The following is a 20,926-nucleotide window of genomic DNA, read 5'->3' as shown; positions in this document are numbered from 1 at the left end:
ATCTACAACTTTTGAATGGCATTCTAGCCATTGCAATTTCTAGCAATTAATATGGACGCATATTAATTACCTTTCGTTAACCTTTATGCCTGCCACTTCTAACTTTTATGACCGACACGCCGACTCTTTCGCGAAGCAATACACATCGATCCAGTTTGAGGATGTCCACGCGAGTTGGAGAGTCTTCTGGCCCCAGGCTGGAGATCGTGTGTTAGATGTTGGCGCGGGCTCTGGTCGAGACGCGAAATGGATGGCTGAGCATGGGTGTGAAGTTGTTGCGATTGAGCCTGCTCAAGCACTTCTAAGTCTTGGTAAGTCTTACTGTGGCGATTCCGTTACTTGGCTTGAAGATGCATTACCTAAGCTTGAGAAAACCATTAATCTTGGCTTTCGCTTCGATTTAATTCTTGTCAGTGCGGTATGGATGCATCTTGCGCCTACGCACCGTGAACGTGCATTTCGCAAACTTGCAAATTTGTTAGCGCCTAATGGTCGATTGGTGATTAGCCTTCGTCACGGTGACTTTTCTGACGGTCGTAAAGCTTATCCCGTATCGGTTGAAGAGCTCGAAAAGTTTGCAAAGAATAGCGCTTTAATGGTGAGAAACGTATCTCTCGATGACGATCAGTTAAAGCGAACGGGTGTATCTTGGCAAACTGTAGTGATGTCTTTGCCTGATGATGGTTCCGGTGATCTGAATAAGGTTCGCCACATTATCGTCAATGATTCCAAATCGGCTACCTATAAGCTCGCACTACTACGTACTTTACTACGTATTGCAGACGCTCATTCTGGTGCAGTGGTTGATCGCAGCGAAGGTAAAGTTGCAATCCCATTAGGATTAGTTGGCTTATATTGGATTCGTCAATTTAAGCGTTTAATCGATAAAGAGAACATCCAGCAAAGCTCGAACTCGTCTAAAGGGCTAGGTTTTATAAAGCCCGATGGCTGGGGCAGACTTTCCCATTTAAGTCCTGATGATCTTGCTATAGGCACGACATTTTTTGGTGAAGATGCAGTGGCGCTTGATAAAGCGATAAAAGACAGCTTAAAAACCATAAAAGATGGTCCCGTCACTTTTACCTATCAAGGTGATAAATCAAACCCTTACTTTGAAATGATTCGTTCAGCTAAGAAGCCAAAACGTTCAATTGTTGTGGATAGCGAGTTCCTCGAAGGTTATGGGCTGTTTGTGTTGGATGAAAGCCTTTGGGATTGTTTTCGATTGTATAACTCTTGGATTGAGCCGCTGGTGGTCAACCAATGGATTATGGAAATGCAACGATTTCGGTCTAATCAAGAGCGGGGTATTCCACTGCAAACGTATCATGATTGTTTGGTCTGGATTGATAAAGACCATGATACGCGAGTCGTGCGAAAGAGAATTGAACAGTTGAAGCTCAGCCATTGCGACATTGTCAGTGTATGGAGTGGAAGCAAATTACGAAATGAGTATCACGTTGATCACTGTTTGCCATTTGTTTATTGGCCCAACAATGATAAGTGGAACTTACTACCAACATCTAAGGTTGAAAACCTAAACAAGCGTGATCGTATTCCTGCTAGCTATCGATTAAACGCATCCAAGCCGCGAATTTTGGATTGGTGGCAGTTAGCTTGGGGAGAGACGGATAATTTGAGTCGGACGTTTTTTACCGAGGCTTCATTGTCGCTACCTAATGTGCCTGCATCTTGTCAAGATTTTGAGCATGTCTTTGAAGCGATGGGATTACAAATTCGTGGTGTTAAAAGTCGCCTTTGTATCGCGGAATGGTAATGTCTTGTTTGCCGTTACAGCGTGATATATGAACCTGATAGGCAACCAACAAAAAAGCGCTGGTTAACCAGCGCTTTGCATTTACTAAGGGCATTACATCTTTTTAAAGATGATGGAGGTGTTGATGCCGCCAAAGGCGAAGTTGTTACTCATCAAATATTTCACGTCCAGCTCTCGGCCTTGTCCGGCGATGTAGTCTAAATCGCCACATTGCTCGTCGAGGTTTTCTAGGTTGAGCGTTGGGTTAAACCAACCTGTGTGCATCATTTCTAAACCTAGCCACGCTTCAATCGCGCCACAGGCGCCTAGTGTGTGGCCAAAGTAGCTCTTGAGTGAACTGATTGGCACTTTGCCCAGAGCATTCGCTGTTGCGTTGCTTTCCGCAATATCGCCGCGGTCGGTGGCAGTGCCGTGAGCAGATACATAGTCGATCTTCTCAGAAGGAATGCCCGCGTTTTGCAAAGCCATTTCCATACAGATTTGCATGGTTTCCATCTGTGGTTGAGTGACGTGTGCGGCATCACAGTTGCTGGCAAAACCGATGATTTCTGCATAGATTTTCGCGCCACGAGCGACGGCGTGTTCGTACTCTTCCAGAACTAGCGTTCCCGCACCTTCACCAATCACCAAACCATCGCGATCGGAGTCATAAGGTCTTGGTGTGCTTTTCGGGTCTTCATTCTTCAGACTGGTGGCAAAAAGGGTATCGAAGACCGCGGATTCCGTTGGGCACAATTCTTCAGCGCCACCAGCAACCATGACCGTTTGGTAGCCGTGCTTGATCGCTTCGTAGGCGTAGCCGATTGCTTGGCTGCCAGAGGTACATGCACTGCTGGTTGGGATCACTCGGCCTTTCAAACCGAAAAATAGACCAACGTTCACTGCCGTGGTATGCGGCATCATTTGCACGTAAGTCGTTGCGGTGATCGCTTTAGTGGTTTTCTCATTCAGCATGACACCAAATGCGCCGATTGCGTCAGTACTGCCTGTTGATGAGCCGTATGCGATACCCGTTTGACCATTGGTGAGTACGTCGTTACCAATCAAACCTGCTTGGCTTAGTGCGTTTTCTGTTGCGACGGTCGCCAATTTGGAAACACGCCCCATGCCGCGTACTTGCTTGCGCTTGTAGTGCTTTGGCAGTTCAAAATCTAAAATTGGTGCCGCGAGCTTGGTGTTCAAACCATCATACTGTTCGTAAGAAGGCATGTATTGCGTCGCGTTCTGGCAGTCACGCAGTTTTGGTTCGACAGATTGCCAATCGTTACCAAACGCAGTCACGCCTGACATTCCGGTTACAACAACTCGACGGCTCATACTAGGCCTCCGTTTACCGAAATGACTTGGCGAGTTACATAGCCTGCGATGTCAGACATAAGGTAACTGACTAAACCAGCAACTTCTTCTGGCTCTCCCATGCGGCGCAAAGGAATTTGCGGCATCGCATGTTCTTTCACGTGTTCGTCTACCATACCTGTGTCGATAAGCCCTGGAGCAACGCAGTTGACGGTGATTTTGCGTTTTGCCAGTTCAAGCGCGAGTGATTTTGTTGCACCAATTACGCCCGCTTTCGCTGCGCTGTAGTTAGTTTGACCACGATTCCCCATTAGGCCAGAGACTGATGCAAGCGTAACAATTCGGCCGCCTTTGCGCTTTTGCACCATTGGCATAACACAAGGGTGAAGAACGTTGTAGAAGCTATCTAAGTTGGTATGAATCACACCATCCCATTCTTCTTCGGTCATCGCAGGGAAAGCGGTATCTTTTGTGATACCAGCGTTGTTCACGACGCCATAGTAAGCGCCGTGTTCGGCGATATCGGCTTCTAGCTTCTCACGACAATCTGCACGGTCACTGATGTCGAATTGGATAAGACGACCGCTACCACCATGCTGTTCGATGGTGTTTAGGGTGTCTTGCGCGCCTTGTTGATCGCCCATGTAATGGACAATGACTTGGAAACCATCTTTGGCTAATTGAACGGCAATGGCTTTACCGATGCCTTTGCTGGCACCTGTAACGAGGACTTGTCGGGTCATTGTTGACTCCTGATTTTCATTTCTTGTAATTTTTCTTCTGATGGAACGTAAACGTTCAATTGGCAAGTCGCTACAACAGTTCCTTGTAGCTCAATACGGGCTGAAAAAACCGCCATACCGTTATCTTCCATAACTTTTTCAGCATACACATCGAGCACCTGTCCGCGAGAAAACGTATCGCATTCAGACGTGTATCGACGGCTACCAAGCAAAAAGCCAATCGGTGGCGCTTGTTCTTTCATTAATGCGTGGTAACCAGACCACGCCGCGACAGATTGCGCCATAAACTCAATGCCAACGTAAGCTGGCACAGTTTGAGAGGCCGAGTCGAAGAACGGGTTGTGTTCTGCGATATCAACCTGGCAGTGAATCGTATCTTGTTGAACATCCAAAGCACGATCGACCAAGATCATTGGTTTGTCGTGTGGCAAAAGTTGTTCGATGGGAGGAAGTTTAGTCATGAGCGTAACCAAAAATAAGACTAATATTATTGCCACCAAAAGCAAAAGAGTTGCTGAGAATCGCTTTGTTACCCAGTTTGGTTGGCGTCTCAACTAACGATATATGGATATCGTCTGCTTTGGTTTCGCAGTGTTGTATTGGCAAATCAAGGTTGTACTTGAGAATATGCCAAGTGATCGCGGCTTCCGTTGCACTTGCTGCGCCTAATGTGTGTCCGGTAAGTGGCTTTGTCGAGCTTACGGGAACGGAGTCTCCAAAGCAGCGATGAATGGCTTTGCTTTCCATCGCATCGTTTAACGGCGTTGCTGTGCCATGCGCGTTGATGTAACCAATGTCTTGCGCTGTAAGTCCTGCATTGGCCAACGCTTTTTTCATCGCTTCTTCTGCGCCTAACCCTTCTGGATGTGGTGCGGAAATATGGTGTGCGTCTGAGCTGTCGCCAGCTCCGAGAAGAGCAACGGGCGCAGGTGTTTTGCTTAGCAACATTAATGCTGCGGCTTCGCCGATATTGATGCCGTTGCGATGTTGATCAAACGGCTTACAAAGGCTATCGGATAGAGCTTCTAGACCGTTAAAGCCGTTTAGTGTTAGCCGACAAATGGTATCTACACCACCCACAATAACCGCATCAACAATGCCAGAGCGAATCAGGCGTTGCGCGGTTAAAAAGACACGACCACTAGAAGAACAGGCGGTTGAAACTGAGTAATGTGGGCCGCTCAAATCAAAGTAGGCGGCAATAAAATCGCTGCAGTTGCCAAGCTCTTGTTTGGTGTAATGGTAGTCGGCAGGAAAATTACCCTTTGCCAGCTTTTCACCAAATGCGATTTCGCCATCTGAAATGCCAGATGTGCTGGTGCCGATCACGACTGCGATACGGTCACGGCCATATTTAGCAATGGCGTCACGCACGTCGCCTTCGATTTGCTGCAAAGCCGAAAGTGCGAGGCGGTTGTTTCTCGTATCAAACTGGCTGAGTGCGGGTGGTAATTGCGGTAACGTCTGTGCGATTCGACCGATTACTGTTTGGCGGCCTGAAATTAAAATATCTCGGTCAACCACCATGTTGGATGGCTTCGCTCCCGATAAACACTGGTGGATGAGCGCGTCATCTTGCCCCATGGCAGAGTGAAAGCCACAGGCCTGAATATACAAAGGTTGAGAAGAGCGAATAGGCATATTGTTATTCTAAATTTTTCTTAATTAATCTGATGTTGCAGTGTTTGAATAGAAATTGAAAACTGATGTTTGAGGTGATGAAAATCAATCTTACCCTCTAACTTGTTAGAAGAGCTGTATTGAATCTCAATGATCTTTTCACCGTCGCTATCAAAGATGGCGCGAGAATTATTTTTATCAATAATTCGCCACCTTACCTCATTTAACGACCCTTCCCAAGCGGAACTCGGCCAGAGCGTGATCATCAGGTTAAATAATACCTGTTCTGGCTGCGGTAGCGAACCTTGTAAACCGTTGAGCACTTCGGTTTGAATTTGTTCTCCATCGTAAGACAGTGAGAGTACTCTCGTCCCCCAGGATGAGAAGCCTGCCAGCACCACTTCGTTGTTGATCACTTGCAGTTGTACCGGAAGTTGCTCAGATTTGGTTTTACCATCTATTGCCCAAGAAGCCGTAATTAACTGACTGGCAGACAACTGATAGCCCAAGCTTGCGGGAGTGGGCAAGCTAACTTGGGTGTGCTCGGCAATGTCGACCTGAGGCGTCGATTGGTGAGGGACCAAGCTGCATGCACTTAAAAACAGGCTCAGTGCGAATAACGTCGCGCAGCGAAAGGCGTGATTGAAAATCATGACGTCGTTTCCTCTGTTTTAATTGCAATCGGAGAGAGCAGCCAAGCGACAAAAATACCACTTAACACCGTAATGCCAAAACTGTGAATCGCGTGAGTTTGGCTGAGTGACAGCAATCCAAATGACAACACAGTGGTCATTGCCGAAAGGGTGATCGCCAATAGTGTGCTCACACTGCGGGCTTTCTCGGCAAAGAACAGAGTGTAATCGATCCCTATACCAAGAATGAGCACCAAGCCAAGCAAGTTGAACAGGTTTAATGTTGTTCCCATCGCGACAGCAGTTGCAAGACCGCAGGCGCAAGCAATCAATGAGGGCAGTAAAACTCGGCAACTGTGTTGCAGACCGTACCGCTTGATTAATACCAGAAAGATCACAGCACTGGCGGCTGCCAATAGCTCCATGATTTTGATTCGGTATTCACCAAATAGGGTGGATATTTCTTCAGCTTTGTTTAGGTAGACAACATCAGACTGTGATTTGGCAAATGCCTTAACAACGGCGGAGTCTTGCAATTGTTTTAACACCACTACCGTTGCCGATTTTCCTTTAATTTTACCCAAATGGAGAAAACGCACAGGCGCTGATACTGGGTTTTGCAAGTACTGATCAACCGTGACAGGGATAAAGTCGGCGTCCATTTTCGGCTTTTTATTTAAGCCCAGTCCGGATGCAAGTGGGCTGGATTGTGTTGCGTAAAGATCGCGAATCAATTGATAGTCTTGTTGCTGACGCTCCACTGAGCTCAAGTAGCGACTCAGACTCTGGTAGCTTTCGATGGTGCTGTCCGCTTTCCACGCTTCTAATGTTGGCGTTAAAGACTCCAGCTTTTTCATTAGGTTTTCGTCATCGTCGGCGGTAACGACCAACATTTGCTGCGAAGATTGCATGCCACTGAGCGTCGTAATCAAGGTTTCTTGCTGCTTGAGATCTTTCGGCATCGTTTGCAGCAGACGAATGTCGTCATCGTAGTTCAATTGCAGCAAGAAAATGCCACTCGCAACCACACATAACATCGGTAATCCGACTTTAATTCGAGGTTGATTCCAAAGCGTTAACCATTTCGCCAACAATGATTGTCCCGGTAAAGTCGAAATGGTGCGCGATGGGTTACGAGCCAGTATCGGATACCAAGCCACCACGGTGATGTAAGCGGCAATCAGACCAATGGATGAAAACAGCGCAAGCTGCTGCAAACCAGGAAACGGCGCCACTAACATGCCCAAATAGCCGATCAAACTGGTGATTAAGCCAAGTGTGATCGCTATGAAAATATGCTTTAACCCTTGCTCGCTATCCCATTCATTTCCCGCCGCAAGGCGTTCGGTTAGGTAGTGGAATGCGTAGTCGATAGACACGCCGATTAAACTTGCGCCAAACACTAAGCTGAACAGATGGACTTTTCCAAAAATCCACGTCGTAACGGACAACGCAACGAGCAAACCAATGGTGATGGAAAGCAGTGCCAGAGACAGTGGCATCACACTACGAAAGACCAACACGAACAATGCAATGATACCGAGCAGAGAGAACACACCGATGGTACTGATCTCCGATTTGGCACTTTGCGTACCAAAGTCGGCGTAAAATAGAACGCCTGTATGTGAGACTTCAGCGCCATATTTCTGCGCGACGCTGTGTTCTAGCGCTTGAATATCAGGGACTGCAAGCTGCCCAGTTAGGCTATAAGGCGAGTCTTTTAGTTCGGCAGTAATAAGCAAGTATTGAGCATCGTCTTTTTCGACGGACAGATAGCCGTTATCCAATCGGAAAGAGGACGATTGCTGGGTAACTTGGCTTAAATAATCACGAAATAGCAAGAAAGGATCATTTTGTAACTCTTGCCCAGTCACCCCAGAAAACGGGTTGTACAGAGACTGAATCACATGCTGCACTTGCTGTTCTGGATTTTGGCTTAAACGCTCTCGTTGTTCAGGCGTCAGCAATTGGAAGCGGTGCTTAAAGTAGTAACTTGCCCAAGCTTGCTGTTCTTGAGGTGAGATCTTTCCCACCACATCGCGAAAATGATTACTTTGGCGTAACCCCTTATCAAATTCAGCGGCCGCTGCAAAAAGGGCATTTTTGTCCGGTGCTGTGATCACGAAAATGACTTTGTCGCTCATACTTGCCGAGACCGACTCAAAGGCTTGCTCAGCCACCGGGTTTTGTTGGTTCTTCGGCAGCAGTTTTAAAATGTTGGTCTCAATCGGAGATTCTGCACTCCAAACCCATTGTTTGAGTAGCAACGCGCCCGCTAAAACAACGAGATTGAGCCAAACCAGAGCAAAGGTGTGAGTGCCGAGACTGAGTTTAGAAACGGAATTGAGCGTCTTCGGCATCCGTGAGTTCCTGAGGTAGAGAGGTCTGGTTCGTAAACGTGATTTCGGTCTTATCGCCACGCAGCTCTTGTAGGGTTAGGCGATCAATGTGCGTTTTACCGGAAAGGGTGATGGCTTTAAACACCGCATTTAATGGCGACTGTTTTGGCACTAAAACGAGCTGCCACTGATTGTTCTCAACTGAAAAATCGAGTGTGAATTGTTCTTGCAGTGTAGAAGTATCCCCGTGGAACACGGATAAAAACACATGGCTAAAGTAGAACGCCATTGGGTTTTCTTCTGCAGAGATCGTTTTCGGAGCTTGGTCGGCAAAAGTCTGACGAAGTTTGTTTTCCGTCAATACCAAATTGACTGCGAAAGGTTCAGTTTGTTGCCACAACAAGCCATGTGTTTTGCTCAGTGTGAACTGACCTTTAGAGGTTAAAGGTTGACTAAACATTTCCAGATGACGCTGCTGCGTAAAATCTCCGCGTACGATTTCATGCTGAGACAACTGCTGTTGAAGCGACGCCAAATCCGTTACGTTTGCTGTCGGTGTGGCCAATGCTGGAACAGAAAATATCAACAAAAAAGAGAGTAACCACTTTTGCATTAGTTCAGGCTCCCATGGTTGTGCCATTGCTCTACTTTATCTAAAAAGACTGCTGGAGACACAAAGCACATCTCTTGCTTTTCAATGGATACGGCGACTTGCGTTGTATGCGCTTTGGACATACGTTGATTCGTTTCGGCGTCGTAAATCACGTAATCCACACGCAAGCGGTTTTCCCACTCAGTGAGTTGCGCGGTAATACGAATGGTGTGATTAAACGGAATCGCCTTCACGTATTTAACGCGCGTGTCGATGATCGGCCACATGTACCCAGAGTCTTGCATATCGCGATAGCTGTATTGGATCTTCTCCATCAGCACACGACGCGCTTCTTCAAAATATCGAAAGAAGTTGCCGTGATAAATCACGCCCATTGGGTCAGCATCTTGAAAAGAGGTGACCATAGTCACCTCCGCTTCTAATGGGTAGAGAACCTGCTCTTGCATTATACCTCCGCGTAGAGTGGCCAATGACGTTGCTGAATGCGTTCAATGAAATGGCGCAAATCTTGTTCCAATGGGCGATCTTCAATCACAAATTCAAACTCGCTCAGTACGGCGTCACGAATTACTCGCAAACTCTGACTCATGTGGTGTTCGTCCAATTCGTTATGACGGCGACGAATCTCAACCGATTGAACGCTTGCTAGGAGTGAAGCCGCAGCAACTTGCTCTGTTAACTCAAGTACGCGTAAGCAATCACGAGCCGCAATGGTGCCCATGCTCACTTTGTCTTGGTTGTGACATTCGGTTGAGCGAGAAAAAACGCTTGCTGGCATGGTGTTTTTCAACGCCTCTGCCGTCCAAGCTGAGATACCAATCTGAACCGCTTTAAAGCCGTGGTTGATCGGTTTACGCTCGCCTTCTGCACCGGTTAAGTTAAACGGCAGGCCGTTATTGAACTTGTAATCCATCAGTTGCGCCATCTGACGGTCCAGCAAATCAGCTAAGTTGGCAATGTTCACTTTCAACGTATCCATCGCCATTGCGATATGACCACCGTAGAAGTGACCGCCGTGCAGAACGCGCTCATTGTCGCCATCGATAATTGGATTGTCGTTGGCACTATTTAGTTCATTCTCAATCAATTGACGTAGCCAAGGCAGTGAGTCTTGCACCATGCCAATCACGTGTGGCGCACAACGCAGCGAGTAACGATCTTGCAGTCGGTCGCTATTGCGTGGCGGACGTTCAGCATTGAGATCATCACGCAGCCAAGCCGCAACTTGCTGTTGACCAGGGTGAGGTTTTACCGCAAACAACGCTTCATCAAAGTGGAAATCGTTACCTTGCATACCCACAGAGACCATTGCCGTAATCTTGGTGCAAAGCTGCGCTAGGTATTCTGCGCGTTTGTAGGCAAGACAGGCGAGGGCAGTCATCACGGATGTACCGTTCATTAACGCCAAACCTTCTTTTGGTTTTAGGCGAATTGGCTCAATGCCCAGCTCTGCGAACACTTCTTGTGTTGGTCGCACATCGCCTTTGTAAAGCACTTCACGCTCGCCAATCAAGGTCGCCGCTAGGTAAGAAAGAGGCGTTAAATCGCCGCTTGCGCCCACCGAGCCTTCTTGTGGAATACGCGGCGCAATGTCGTGGTTGATAAGCGTAACGATTTGGGTCAACAGATCGTGAGACACGCCAGATACGCCCTGCGACAATGAACATAAACGTGTTGCCAACACCGCACGAGCTTGCTCATGAGAAAGGATTTGACCTAAGCCACAGCCATGGAAGCGCGTAAGGTGCAACGGAAGTTCATCCACAAGAGCGGGTGGAATCGCCACAGTGCATGAATCGCCGTAACCTGTAGTCACGCCGTAAATAACGCCTTCTTCTTTCAGTAATCGTTCCAGAAACGCCACGCCACGATCAATTTTCGCGGTAAATTCTGGCGAGGTGTTCATGTTTGCCTTTGCACCTTGAGCAATGGCAACGACATCTTCGATGGTTAAAGATTGGGCACCAAAAGTGATGTTGTGATTATTGTTGTTTGTCATGTGGCTGATTACTTAAAGTCCAGAAGTTAAAAAAGTTGTACCACTGTAACGGCGCTTGCAGTGTGTGGTGTTCTAATCTTTGTGCGTACTGTTGAACAACGTGTTCTAGTGCGTGCTGACGCTCCTTGCGCGGTAGCGTGATTTGGTCACTAAAGTGTTCAAAGTACACATTAAAATGCGGAGTGTTTGCTTCATCGTCGCGTAGGCCGAAGAGTAGGTAAACCGGCGCTTTTAATACCGATGCTAGCATGAATGGGCCTTGCGGGAATGGTGCGGGTTTACCAAGAAAATCTGCCCAAACGACCCGATTTTCTTTACTGGTGGAAGTGCGATCGCCAACGATCACCACCCATTCGCCTTGCTCGATTTTTTGTTGAAGCAGAATCGCGGTGTCTGGTCCCATTGAGCTGACTTGAATCAGATTCAGTTCCGAATTTGGGTTTACCGCCTTCATTACCGCATTAAATTGTTCAGCGTGTTGGGTAAATACCAAGGCATTGATTTTGACATGAGAGTGTCGACGACCAAGCGCGCGGCAGAGTTCGATATTGCCAAGGTGCGAGCCTAAAATGAGCACGCCTTGTTTTTTCTGCGCCATCTCTTCGAAATGATGCTGGCCGTGAATGGTTAGGTTATCGACGTTAAAGTCACCTTGCCATGCTGCCAGTTTGTCGAGCATGGTACGCCCAAAAGAAAGCAGATGATGATAGCTGTCCAACTGCTTTGGCAGTGCGATGTTCTGCTGCGCTGCGTAGTGCTGTAAGTTGTTCAGGTAAATCTCAGACGCTTCGCGGGCAGATTGACCCGTGAAGTGATAGTAGCGCATGACTAGCTTTAAAATCAGGTCGAACGCTTTTCTGCCGAACAAGCGGTAAACCGCGAGTAAGGTTTTGATGCCTAAAATCGTGCCTTGTTCTTTTCGTTTCGACCAGTGGGCATTGCTGTCGTCTGTATGACGGCGCTTTCGGGCGAGTAGCGAAGGAATGCGCGGCAACATGCCAAAAAATAGGCGAGTGTGCATCCAGCTTATCTTGACGTTATCCCACAATGCGTCGAAGTGGGAAATGCCACCTTCAGGGTAGATCACGCGCGTTGGAACAAAATCAATATCGACGCCTTCCCAGTACATTCGCACCAGAATTTCGATATCAAAATCCATGCGTTTGCCGATGCTGTACTTGTTCAACACGGCGACCGTTTTCGCCATTGGGTAGGCGCGAAAACCGCACATGCTGTCTTTGATAGATAGTGACAAGGTTTCTATCCACACCCACACGTGCGTAGCGTAGCGACCATACAAACGGGATTTAGGTACGCTCTCGTCGTATATCGGTTGGCCCGAAATCAGGTTATCTGGTTTTGTTTCGCTGGCGCTGAGCAATTTCGGCAATGCTTCTAGGTCGTGTTGACCGTCTGCGTCGATTTGAATGGCGTGCGTAAAACCAAGTTGGTGAGCTTGATGTAGGCCTGCCATCACAGCGCCACCTTTGCCTTGGTTTTCTCTCAAACTAATCAGTTTTATCAGTCCTTGCTTGCTCAAAGCAGAAAGCGCTTGTTTGGTGTCTTCATTGCTGCCGTCGTCAACGGCCAGCACTGGCAAAGCGAAAGAGGATAACGACGCAACCACGTCTGCAATTGTGCTGCCGTGGTTGTAGCAAGGAATTAAAAAGCAGGGGCGATAATCACTCACGTGACTCACCCAGTTTCATTTTTCCTGACGAGTGAGTCACCAAGGTTTCACCGTTTGTCGATGTGTACTTAAAGGTCAATTTCTCGCGCTCATTGTCCCAAGATAGTGAGAGGCAAACGTCGGCGTTTGGCAGAATCGGCTCTTGAAATTTGATGACTTCCATTCCTTTAAATACCTTGGGAGTATTCAAATATTGAACGGCGTAGAACAGCGCCCAATCAATTTGAGTGACGCCGGGTAAAAGAGGGAAGTGATTGAAATGACCTTGGAAATCTAAGATGTCAGCATCCACTCGCAGCGACAGCTCCGCGGTATGGTCACTCACTTCAATATTCTGAATAGTTGGTTTTCTTTTTTCCATGTTACTAGCTTTATTGGAATAGTTTTTCAATTTCAGCAACTTGGCGTTTGCCTTGGCTGTTCAATGGAATTTCGTCGACCACTCGGAATTTTCTCGGGATAGCGATCGGTTCTAGCCAATTGCGCAGTGCCTTGCGAAGCTCAAGCCAAAATTTGCCTTTACCAAGTTCATTAAGCACATCGCTGCCTTGATCGTTAAGTACGATGATCGAGACTAACGTGAGGCGACCAGATTCTTCCATTGGGATCACCACGCTTTCTTGAACCCACGGCAATTGCTCTAAACGTTTTTCCACTTCGACAAGGGAAATACGCTTTTCTTCGACTTTGACGATTCGGTCAGTGCGTCCACGCAATTCAAAAGAAATACTATCATGGAAATAGCATTCATCCGCAGTTTGGTACCAAGTGTTTTCATCAATGTGTGGCGAGCGGAGCTTTAAACAATTTTCATGGTTAAGCTCGGCTTCAACACCAGGGAATAACGTCCAGGGAGTGCTAGCTTCGTGCTGCTGACGGTAAGCAATGCCGCCGGTTTCTGTGCTGCCAAACACTTCAATAGGAAGTGACCCAAACAACTCCTGGCTGTGCTGCGCCGCTTGGTTTGGCAAGGGGCCACCAGAAGAAAATACACACCGAATCGCAACCGGATCGTGCTCTTCACTGAGTCGTTTAAGTAACGCAGGGCTACTTACTAGCGTGGTGTCAGCATCGGCGTGATGGACAATTTGCTCTGGGAACTCTAGGTTGTGTGCTGAAAATGGACGTGCAGAGCACAAAGGCCACAATACGCGGAACAGCAAGCCGTAAATGTGTTGATGAGAAACGGTGCTTTCAACGCGTGTGTTGGCAACTGTGTCGCCCCATAGGTTATCTAGAATAGAAACTTCGATATCGAGCTGTTTAAGCGTTTTTGCAATGGCTTTTGGTGTGCCGCTTGAACCCGAAGTGAATAGCGTTACCGGTATTTCCGCTAGGTTTAATTCTCGCCAAAAATAAGGTTGTTTGGCCTCTGGCTCGTTAATCACGGTGGTTTCTAGCAATGATTGAGCTTCGATCAAAAGCGAGCTCACCAGTTCTGGAACCGAGACATCGGCATCATGCAGCAACAAATCGTAGTGCTCACTGAGCTCTTTGAGTGCTTCTGGTTGGTAATTACCAGGTAATACAATGGATTTTCCTGCATAACAACAAGCAAAAAAGCCAACGGCAAACAGGTAGCTGTTGCCAAAACACAACGCAATGTTTTGCGTTGGTTGGGTTTCTAACTGCTGAGCAAGTGTTGCGACGTGCTGCTGGAAATCACCCCACGTGATAACCGTGTCGCGCTCGTAAGAGACTGGGGATTGCTCAGACCTCTCTGCGATGAACAAGGTCGCTAGGGAGGTAAAGCTCGAATACGTTGTATTCATACGATTAGTGTTCCTTTCGAACAAATTGACGCACGATCCATTCTCCAGCGAACAAGCCACCAGCAAGTAAGTAGCTGATGAGGCCGTTATAAAGCGTCCATATTTTTACTGGTAGGAAACAGGTATAGAGTGCAACAGCAGCGTTGAGCGTAAAAAAGGCGCACCAAACCATCGTCACTTTGCGAGTGTAAGTCACGCCACTAGCCGGAAGGTCGGGTTCTTGCAAGCGAGCAAGCCTCTCTATGATCGATTGCGGCTGTTTTAAGCTCAGTCCAAATACACACAGCATACATACATTGACAACGACAGGGTAAAACTGAAGCCACCCATGTTGTTTAAACACCATGCCAAGCGTAATTAGGACAATGCCAACAGCGCCCGTAACGAGCGCCAAGAACTTAAACTCTTTTAGTGGGGTCTTATTTGCGACGAAAACACGCAAAAGTAACGCAGCAATTAACAAGCCCCCAACTAAGTTCAAGCCAAATTTATCTATACCGAAATAGACGGCGAAGGGGTAGGCAAACAGTACAATTGCAGACAGACCAGTCAGCAATTGGCGCATTAACTTTCCTTCAATAACTCAGTAACAGCGTTAACCACATCGTCGACGGTTCTTACTGTACTAAATTCTGCCGGCTTGATTTTTTTGCCAGTGACATTCTGTAGGTGTACGACCAAATCAACGGCGTCAATGCTATCAAGATCGAGATCTTGGTATAAGTGCGCATCTGATTGAATGTCGGCTGCATCAATTTCGAACAGCTCAACAAGCGCATCTTTAACTTGTTCAAATACTTGATCTTTATTTACATCAGTCATGAATATACCTACAACTTATTCATTAGTTTGAGAAGAAACGTATTTCGCTAGATTTGCTACAGACGCAAAGTGTTCGCGCGTATTTGAGTCGTCGGCATCAATAACGATGTTGTATTGTTTTTTTATTGCGAGTCCAAGCTCAAGCGCGTCGATAGAATCTAAGCCAAGTCCATCACCAAAAAGTGGTGCATCCGTTTCAATATCATCTACGGTTAAATCTTCAAGGTTTAAAGCATCAATAATAAGTTGCTTAATGTCGTTGTGTAACTGTTCCACTGGGACCTGCTTATTAATAAAAGTTTTCTGGAAAAATGTTTTCAGCTAGGTGCTGTTGTAAGCGTCGCGCCGCTATTGTCGGCGACGTAGTTTGCTTTATAAAGGGGGTAATCTCAACTTTATCCTTAACTTCAACCCTGAAAAAGGGCTTTGTTGCCGGTACTTGATACCATTTTTTCTCTTTTGTGAGGAAACTTGGCGTTACCGTAATATGGACAACTCTTAAATCTCGTTCTGTTCTTACCGCAATTTGTGCTGCACCGCGTTGTAATTTCGGCTCTACACCTGGTGTTGTTCTTGTTCCTTCAGGAAATATAAGCAACACGTTGCCTTTGTTAAATCGTTCATCACAAAGTGCTAATAAATCATCCGGTGCTTCATTGGGAATATATCCGGCTGCTTTTACGATGTGCTTCATAAAAGGATTCGACCATATTGCCGATTTTACTAAACAGTCGCAGCGATTTAATTGTGAAGCAATGAGAACGTAATCGATTAAACTAGGGTGGTTGGCAACAATTAAACAATTACGATCTTGTTGAAGAATATCGGCACCAATAATTTGATAATCGATTGCGCCACTTAGCTTCATCAATTTACAAAATGTGTTGAATGAATATCGAATCGCACCCTGAACTTTATATTCGCGTTCCGTTTGGTCTGAAACAAAAATACGAATGGTCGGAATAACAATGAAACTCAGTACTAAACCACCTAACCCAAATACTGAAAAACAAAAGCCTGTTGCTAGCACACGCCAATACTGATTTAAGCGAGTCATTTTTTGTGCCATTCCCAAGCTTGTTGCGGAGCGAAAATAGTCCACTGGCTTTTATCTAACAAGTATTGTTGCAAAAATACTAAACCTTGAGGAAGAGGATGACCGGAACGTTCTGCGTTTATGGAGCTTTGTATCGCGAACTTGTCTCCATGAGAAAGTATCAAGCCAAGTCCAAACCCTTTGTATTGTTGGTTTTCATATTCTAAGTAAGAGTCAGGCATAGGCTCATCAAAATCAATAAGCAGTACTTTTTTGTCAGGATTGTCGGACAAAAACAGCCATGCTTCTAATATTGCGCTTTGGAATGTGTTTTCTGCCGCAGCGATAGAAGTTAGGGGAATGGGTTGTTTAGTTGCGATAGTGGCAAGCCCTGCGGCGGTATTGTGCACCGATTGAGAAAAAGCCATCGGAGACGCCTCTTCTCCATTAATTATATCTTCAACTAGTGCGACGCTGCGATGCAGTTCACCATGACGGCTTGAAAATACAAGGTAATCAACTTGATGTTGATTAAGCATTTCGATTGCAGTTTGTACCGCCAGTTTACTGAGTGGGCTCATTCTTCTGCGCATCATCGCAGGAATATTTGCAACATTGATTTTGCCATCTTCTGGCCATTTTATCTCTGTTGCCCATTGTTTCCATTCATTGGATTCGGATAAACCGAATGAATTCGCTGTCCACGCATCAATATTGAACGAAATGTTGATCTTCGAGTTTGGCATATTGGGTTAAATTGTTTATTTTACAGCTCGATACAAATTGGGGTTGACCCAAATTCACAATAAAAAAGGAAATTATCATGTCGCGTTTTAAGCTGTATGTCTCGTTATTATTAACTTTGCTTCTTGTTGGTTGTGGACGAGTACAACCTGTAATGAATGTGGAGGATACTCCAGTTGCTTATGATCTTCAAAATAAACAAGTAAAAATGGCCATAGTGCAATCAGCAACTAACCGAGGCTGGACGATCGAAGAAGTAAGCCCTGGTGTTCTTATTGCAAAAATCCACGTTCGTAAACACTCTGCAGAAGTAAAAATCCCATACAATAATAAATATTACTCAATTATTTATCTCAACTCAGTAAATCTCAAAGCAAGTGATGGCAAAATCCACCGCAATTACAATCGTTGGGTAAACAACTTGAATGTTGATATTCAGCGAGCTATTGCATTGTTGGGCAATCAATCTCAACAATAAAACTATTAATTGCAGTTAGGTTTTTCCGTGTTAAATCAAAATAATGACCCTTTTAATGCTTTTGAAGCGAAGACAGAAGCTCAGAAGTTATCTTTTGCACCAATCGTGTTCCAGACCGCCAAAACGCTTCGAGATTTAGGTATTTTAGCCGCTTTAGACAGCGCTGGCGCTCAAGGCATGAGTGCCACAGATATTGCCGAGAAAACGGGAGTATCAGAATATGGTGTTAAAGTACTGTTGGATATGGCGATTAGTGCGCATATTGTTTTATGGGAACGACCTAACTATTCGCTTGCAAACCTTGGTTTTTACCTTCTTCATGATGGTATGACGAATGCAAACATGGATTTTACGGCAGATGTTTGTTACGCCGCGATGATGCATTTGACGGAAGCAATTCAAGAAGGTAAACCGTCAGGTTTGAAAGAGTTGGGCAATTGGGAGACCATTTATCAAGGTCTATCGACGTTACCAGAACAAGCCAAACAGAGCTGGTTTAAGTTCGATCATTTCTATTCGGATCGCTCGTTCCCACTTCTGCTTAAAGAAGTATTTGCAAGCAAGCCAAAGCATCTTGTGGATATTGGCGGAAATACGGGAAAATGGGCGATTCAGTGTTGTAAACATGACCCTGACGTTCAAGTGACGATTGTTGATTTACCACAGCAATTAGAAGTAGCGATGAAGAATGTTTCAGAAAACCAGTTCGTCGAGCGTGTACGTCCATACCCTGCAAACATGCTGGATAAAGCACAAACATTGCCTGGACACGCTGACGTATGGTGGATGAGCCAGTTCTTGGATTGCTTTTCCCCAATTGAGATCCTCAATATCCTTAAAAAAGTTAAAGCCCAGTTAACGAAGGGAGATACTATTTACGTATTGGAGCTGTTTTGGGATGCTCAAAAATACGCGGGAGCTTCCTATAGCCTTAATGCCACTTCTCTTTATTTTACCTGTTTAGCTAACGGTAATAGTCGCTTTTATCGCAGTGATGATTTCTTAGAAATTGTCGAAGCGGCAGGTTTATCTGTCGTTGAAAGAACCGACAATATTGGCCTTGGTCATACCTTATTAAAACTACAAGCAAACTAAATTCAGAATGAAAACAGAGCTCAAGCAAGTTGTTGTCGTAGGAGCGGGGCCATCAGGTTCAACCGTTTCTGCGTTATTAAAATCGCGTGGCATAGATGTTGTTGTCTTAGAAAAAGCGACTTTTCCACGTTTTTCCATAGGAGAAAGCCTACTCCCTGCATGTATGGAAGTTGTTGAACAAGCAGGAATGACTCATGCAGTAAAGCAGTTTGGTTTCCAGTATAAAGATGGTGCTGCATTTCGTCGTAATGGCGTATACACCCAGTTCGACTTTACAAACAAATACACACCAGGACCGGGCACGACGTTTCAGGTTCAACGTGCCAACTTTGATAAAGTATTGGCAGATAGCGCTGAAGAGCAAGGCGTAGAGATTCGCTATCAGCATGAGCTGCTCAACCTAGTGTTTGAAGGGAAAAAGTCTCGATTAGAAGTGCTCGACTCAAATAAGAAGGCTTATCAAATCGAAGCAGATTTTGTGTTGGATGCAAGTGGCTTTGGGCGTGTTTTGCCACGCTTGTTGGAGCTAGAAGAACCTTCTTGTCTTCCGCCTAGAAAAGCGATCTTTACCCATATCGAAGATCATATCTCTCCCCAAGAGCCGGAATACGATCGCAACAAAATTTTAATTTCAGTTCATCCTGAAAATCACGACGTATGGTACTGGCTAATCCCATTCTCTAATGGTACTTGTTCGTTTGGTGTGGTGGGTGAGCCAGAATTTTTCGAACAATACCCAGAAGATAAGATTGCAGCGTTGCAGCAGTTAGCCAATGAAGAGCCGGGTTTGGCTTCTTTGTTGCGAAATGCGAATTACCCGAATCCAGCAGGCGAGTTGGGTGGCTATTCTGCTAACGTCAAACGTTTAGCGACAGAGCACTACGCGTTGCTTGGTAATGCAGGTGAGTTTCTTGATCCTGTATTTTCATCGGGTGTCACTATCGCCATGAAATCGGCCGAGTTTGCAGCGGACTGCGTGGTTCGTCAGCTGAATGGTGAAAAGGTTGATTGGCAAGAAGAGTACTCGCAACGCTTAATGGTGGGAGTGAACACATTCCGCACTTATGTGGAAGGCTGGTACAACGGCACGTTGCAAGATGTGATTTTCTATCAAAACCCGAACCCACGTATTAAACAGATGATTAGTGCGATTTTGGCTGGATATGCTTGGGATACGAATAATCCTTACGTAAAACAAAGTGAGCAGCGTTTGTCGACGCTTGCAGAACTGGTTCGGGAAGCTGAACTGTAAGAATATACATTCGCTTATCCGAGAATCAGTAAACCTAGGTCTTACCAAAAAATTGGTAAGACCTTTTTAATGCCTCTTTACTTTTACTTCTAGCGTGTTGGAGACACATTGACCACTTACATCGGTGTGTATCGAATTTGAGAATTTTTATGGTGACATTGATCACATCTAGAATTCGTGTTGCTGATATTTATATTAAATTTGTAGGAAATGGATTACATTCTGGGAGTGTTCCCTACATCTGGCTTCGTTGTGAAAACGGTTTATAAGCAACTGTATAAGTTAGTAAAGTTCCAAAAACTACACCAAAAAAAAGACAAGTTTCTTACCAAATCAATTCGCTTGGTGAGTTCGAGCCATCGACTACGCCAAACGCTTCCTCTACTTTCTAAAATTGTCGAAGAACATGACGCATCAACGGTCTCTTCGATTGCAGATCCCGAGAACGCGGTAGCGTGGGGAGGGAAAGTTTCTCCAGAGTTCAAATCTAAAGTCATCCGTATTAGTAAAGAGCTAAAGATCAATCCTAATCATCTTATGGCGTGCATGGCATTTGAAACTGCTGAAACTTTCAGTCCAAGCATCAAAAATGGTTCCGGAAGCGGGGCTACAGGGTTAATTCAATTTATGCCCTCTACCGCAGAGTCATTAGGAGTGAACACAAAGACTCTTGCGAGAATGAGCGCGCTTGAACAACTTGACTATGTGAAAGCGTACTATTGGCCCTATCGAAATAAAATTAATAGCTTAGAAGATGCTTACATGGCCATTCTCTACCCTGCTGCGATTGGTAAACCGCCGTCTTTCGTTTTGTTCAGACAAGGCTCAATTGCCTATCGACAGAATGCAGGTATCGACCGCCACAAAACGGGGAAAATCACGCTTAATGATGTTTCCTACAAAGTGAGGAAAAAATTAGAAAAAGGTTTGCAGCCCAATTTCCTGGGCTAAGATTGTGTCATGTTCCTAGTTTTTCGCGCATGAATCCTTCTGTTACTTCACGGGGATTCTGATACAC

Annotated in this window: 22 protein-coding genes; 5 read left to right on the top strand and 17 right to left on the bottom strand. The window is 45.8% G+C overall.

Features of this window, described 5'->3' with window-relative positions:
- Positions 1 to 85: 85 nt before the first annotated feature.
- Positions 86 to 1,777, top strand: coding sequence for a class I SAM-dependent methyltransferase (locus tag R7M92_RS14390; protein ID WP_318133686.1), 1,692 nt, complete (start codon positions 86 to 88; stop codon positions 1,775 to 1,777).
- A gap of 93 nt (positions 1,778 to 1,870) precedes the next feature.
- Here R7M92_RS14390 and R7M92_RS14385 read toward each other — a convergent pair whose 3' ends face one another.
- Genes R7M92_RS14385 through R7M92_RS14305 form a run of 17 tightly spaced genes read right to left on the bottom strand, consistent with a single transcriptional unit; the run spans position 1,871 to position 17,085 of the window.
- The gene (locus tag R7M92_RS14385; RefSeq protein WP_053307508.1) at positions 1,871 to 3,094 is read right to left on the bottom strand and encodes a beta-ketoacyl-ACP synthase; all 1,224 of its coding nucleotides are present in this window, start codon (positions 3,092 to 3,094) and stop codon (positions 1,871 to 1,873) included.
- On the bottom strand, positions 3,091 to 3,816 hold the full coding sequence (gene fabG / locus R7M92_RS14380) for a 3-oxoacyl-ACP reductase FabG (protein ID WP_005388326.1): 726 nt from the start codon (positions 3,814 to 3,816) through the stop codon (positions 3,091 to 3,093). The genes R7M92_RS14385 and fabG overlap by 4 nt, the downstream gene beginning before the upstream one ends.
- Positions 3,813 to 4,277 (bottom strand): hotdog family protein, encoded by a 465-nt coding sequence (locus tag R7M92_RS14375; protein ID WP_017634799.1) that lies wholly within the window; start codon positions 4,275 to 4,277, stop codon positions 3,813 to 3,815. Before R7M92_RS14375 ends, fabG begins: the two co-directional genes overlap by 4 nt.
- Positions 4,270 to 5,457 carry a beta-ketoacyl-[acyl-carrier-protein] synthase family protein gene (locus R7M92_RS14370; protein ID WP_262600304.1) on the bottom strand — a complete coding sequence of 396 codons (1,188 nt, stop codon included), beginning with the start codon at positions 5,455 to 5,457 and terminating at the stop codon, positions 4,270 to 4,272. The genes R7M92_RS14375 and R7M92_RS14370 overlap by 8 nt, the downstream gene beginning before the upstream one ends.
- 20 nt (positions 5,458 to 5,477) lie before the next feature.
- A complete protein-coding gene (locus tag R7M92_RS14365) occupies positions 5,478 to 6,089 on the bottom strand; it encodes a DUF3261 domain-containing protein (protein ID WP_053350454.1) in 612 nt (203 codons plus the stop codon).
- The gene (locus R7M92_RS14360; protein WP_318133684.1) at positions 6,086 to 8,428 is read right to left on the bottom strand and encodes an MMPL family transporter; all 2,343 of its coding nucleotides are present in this window, start codon (positions 8,426 to 8,428) and stop codon (positions 6,086 to 6,088) included. The genes R7M92_RS14365 and R7M92_RS14360 overlap by 4 nt, the downstream gene beginning before the upstream one ends.
- Complete coding sequence (locus R7M92_RS14355; protein WP_273977062.1) at positions 8,400 to 9,020, bottom strand: LolA family protein; 621 nt, start codon at positions 9,018 to 9,020, stop codon at positions 8,400 to 8,402. Before R7M92_RS14355 ends, R7M92_RS14360 begins: the two co-directional genes overlap by 29 nt.
- Positions 9,020 to 9,466, bottom strand: coding sequence for an acyl-CoA thioesterase (locus tag R7M92_RS14350; RefSeq protein WP_213893653.1), 447 nt, complete (start codon positions 9,464 to 9,466; stop codon positions 9,020 to 9,022). The genes R7M92_RS14355 and R7M92_RS14350 overlap by 1 nt, the downstream gene beginning before the upstream one ends.
- A complete protein-coding gene (gene hutH / locus R7M92_RS14345) occupies positions 9,466 to 11,019 on the bottom strand; it encodes a histidine ammonia-lyase (protein ID WP_213896176.1) in 1,554 nt (517 codons plus the stop codon). The genes R7M92_RS14350 and hutH overlap by 1 nt, the downstream gene beginning before the upstream one ends.
- Complete coding sequence (locus R7M92_RS14340; protein ID WP_318133681.1) at positions 11,003 to 12,709, bottom strand: glycosyltransferase family 2 protein; 1,707 nt, start codon at positions 12,707 to 12,709, stop codon at positions 11,003 to 11,005. Before R7M92_RS14340 ends, hutH begins: the two co-directional genes overlap by 17 nt.
- Entirely contained in the window at positions 12,702 to 13,070 is a 369-nt protein-coding gene (locus tag R7M92_RS14335; RefSeq protein WP_017634794.1) for a 3-hydroxyacyl-ACP dehydratase, read from the bottom strand. Before R7M92_RS14335 ends, R7M92_RS14340 begins: the two co-directional genes overlap by 8 nt.
- 10 nt (positions 13,071 to 13,080) lie before the next feature.
- Entirely contained in the window at positions 13,081 to 14,481 is a 1,401-nt protein-coding gene (locus tag R7M92_RS14330; RefSeq protein ID WP_318133679.1) for an AMP-binding protein, read from the bottom strand.
- 4 nt (positions 14,482 to 14,485) lie between these two features.
- Positions 14,486 to 15,046 carry a hypothetical protein gene (locus R7M92_RS14325; protein ID WP_132936505.1) on the bottom strand — a complete coding sequence of 187 codons (561 nt, stop codon included), beginning with the start codon at positions 15,044 to 15,046 and terminating at the stop codon, positions 14,486 to 14,488.
- On the bottom strand, positions 15,046 to 15,303 hold the full coding sequence (locus R7M92_RS14320) for an acyl carrier protein (protein ID WP_025766966.1): 258 nt from the start codon (positions 15,301 to 15,303) through the stop codon (positions 15,046 to 15,048). The genes R7M92_RS14325 and R7M92_RS14320 overlap by 1 nt, the downstream gene beginning before the upstream one ends.
- A gap of 15 nt (positions 15,304 to 15,318) precedes the next feature.
- On the bottom strand, positions 15,319 to 15,579 hold the full coding sequence (locus R7M92_RS14315; protein WP_005382278.1) for a phosphopantetheine-binding protein: 261 nt from the start codon (positions 15,577 to 15,579) through the stop codon (positions 15,319 to 15,321).
- 13 nt (positions 15,580 to 15,592) lie between these two features.
- Positions 15,593 to 16,360: a lysophospholipid acyltransferase family protein gene (locus R7M92_RS14310; RefSeq protein WP_005388305.1), complete on the bottom strand. Its 768-nt coding sequence runs from the start codon at positions 16,358 to 16,360 to the stop codon at positions 15,593 to 15,595.
- Positions 16,357 to 17,085 (bottom strand): beta-ketoacyl synthase chain length factor, encoded by a 729-nt coding sequence (locus tag R7M92_RS14305; RefSeq protein WP_005388301.1) that lies wholly within the window; start codon positions 17,083 to 17,085, stop codon positions 16,357 to 16,359. Before R7M92_RS14305 ends, R7M92_RS14310 begins: the two co-directional genes overlap by 4 nt.
- A 77-nt stretch (positions 17,086 to 17,162) precedes the next feature.
- On the opposite strand from R7M92_RS14305, the gene R7M92_RS14300 reads away from it, so the two are divergent.
- From R7M92_RS14300 to R7M92_RS14285, 4 genes are all read left to right on the top strand, one after another.
- Positions 17,163 to 17,561 (top strand): hypothetical protein, encoded by a 399-nt coding sequence (locus R7M92_RS14300; RefSeq protein WP_005382272.1) that lies wholly within the window; start codon positions 17,163 to 17,165, stop codon positions 17,559 to 17,561.
- A 27-nt stretch (positions 17,562 to 17,588) separates the two neighbouring features.
- The gene (locus R7M92_RS14295; RefSeq protein ID WP_005388297.1) at positions 17,589 to 18,656 is read left to right on the top strand and encodes a class I SAM-dependent methyltransferase; all 1,068 of its coding nucleotides are present in this window, start codon (positions 17,589 to 17,591) and stop codon (positions 18,654 to 18,656) included.
- A 7-nt stretch (positions 18,657 to 18,663) separates the two neighbouring features.
- On the top strand, positions 18,664 to 19,908 hold the full coding sequence (locus tag R7M92_RS14290; RefSeq protein ID WP_005388294.1) for an NAD(P)/FAD-dependent oxidoreductase: 1,245 nt from the start codon (positions 18,664 to 18,666) through the stop codon (positions 19,906 to 19,908).
- A gap of 210 nt (positions 19,909 to 20,118) precedes the next feature.
- Complete coding sequence (locus R7M92_RS14285; RefSeq protein ID WP_017634789.1) at positions 20,119 to 20,859, top strand: transglycosylase SLT domain-containing protein; 741 nt, start codon at positions 20,119 to 20,121, stop codon at positions 20,857 to 20,859.
- Positions 20,860 to 20,926: the final 67 nt, after the last annotated feature.

This window comes from Vibrio sp. Vb2880 (assembly GCF_033337975.1).
GTDB lineage: Bacteria > Pseudomonadota > Gammaproteobacteria > Enterobacterales > Vibrionaceae > Vibrio > Vibrio alginolyticus.
Note: the sequence above shows the minus strand (reverse complement) of the source record. Positions and strands in the feature narration are given on the sequence as shown.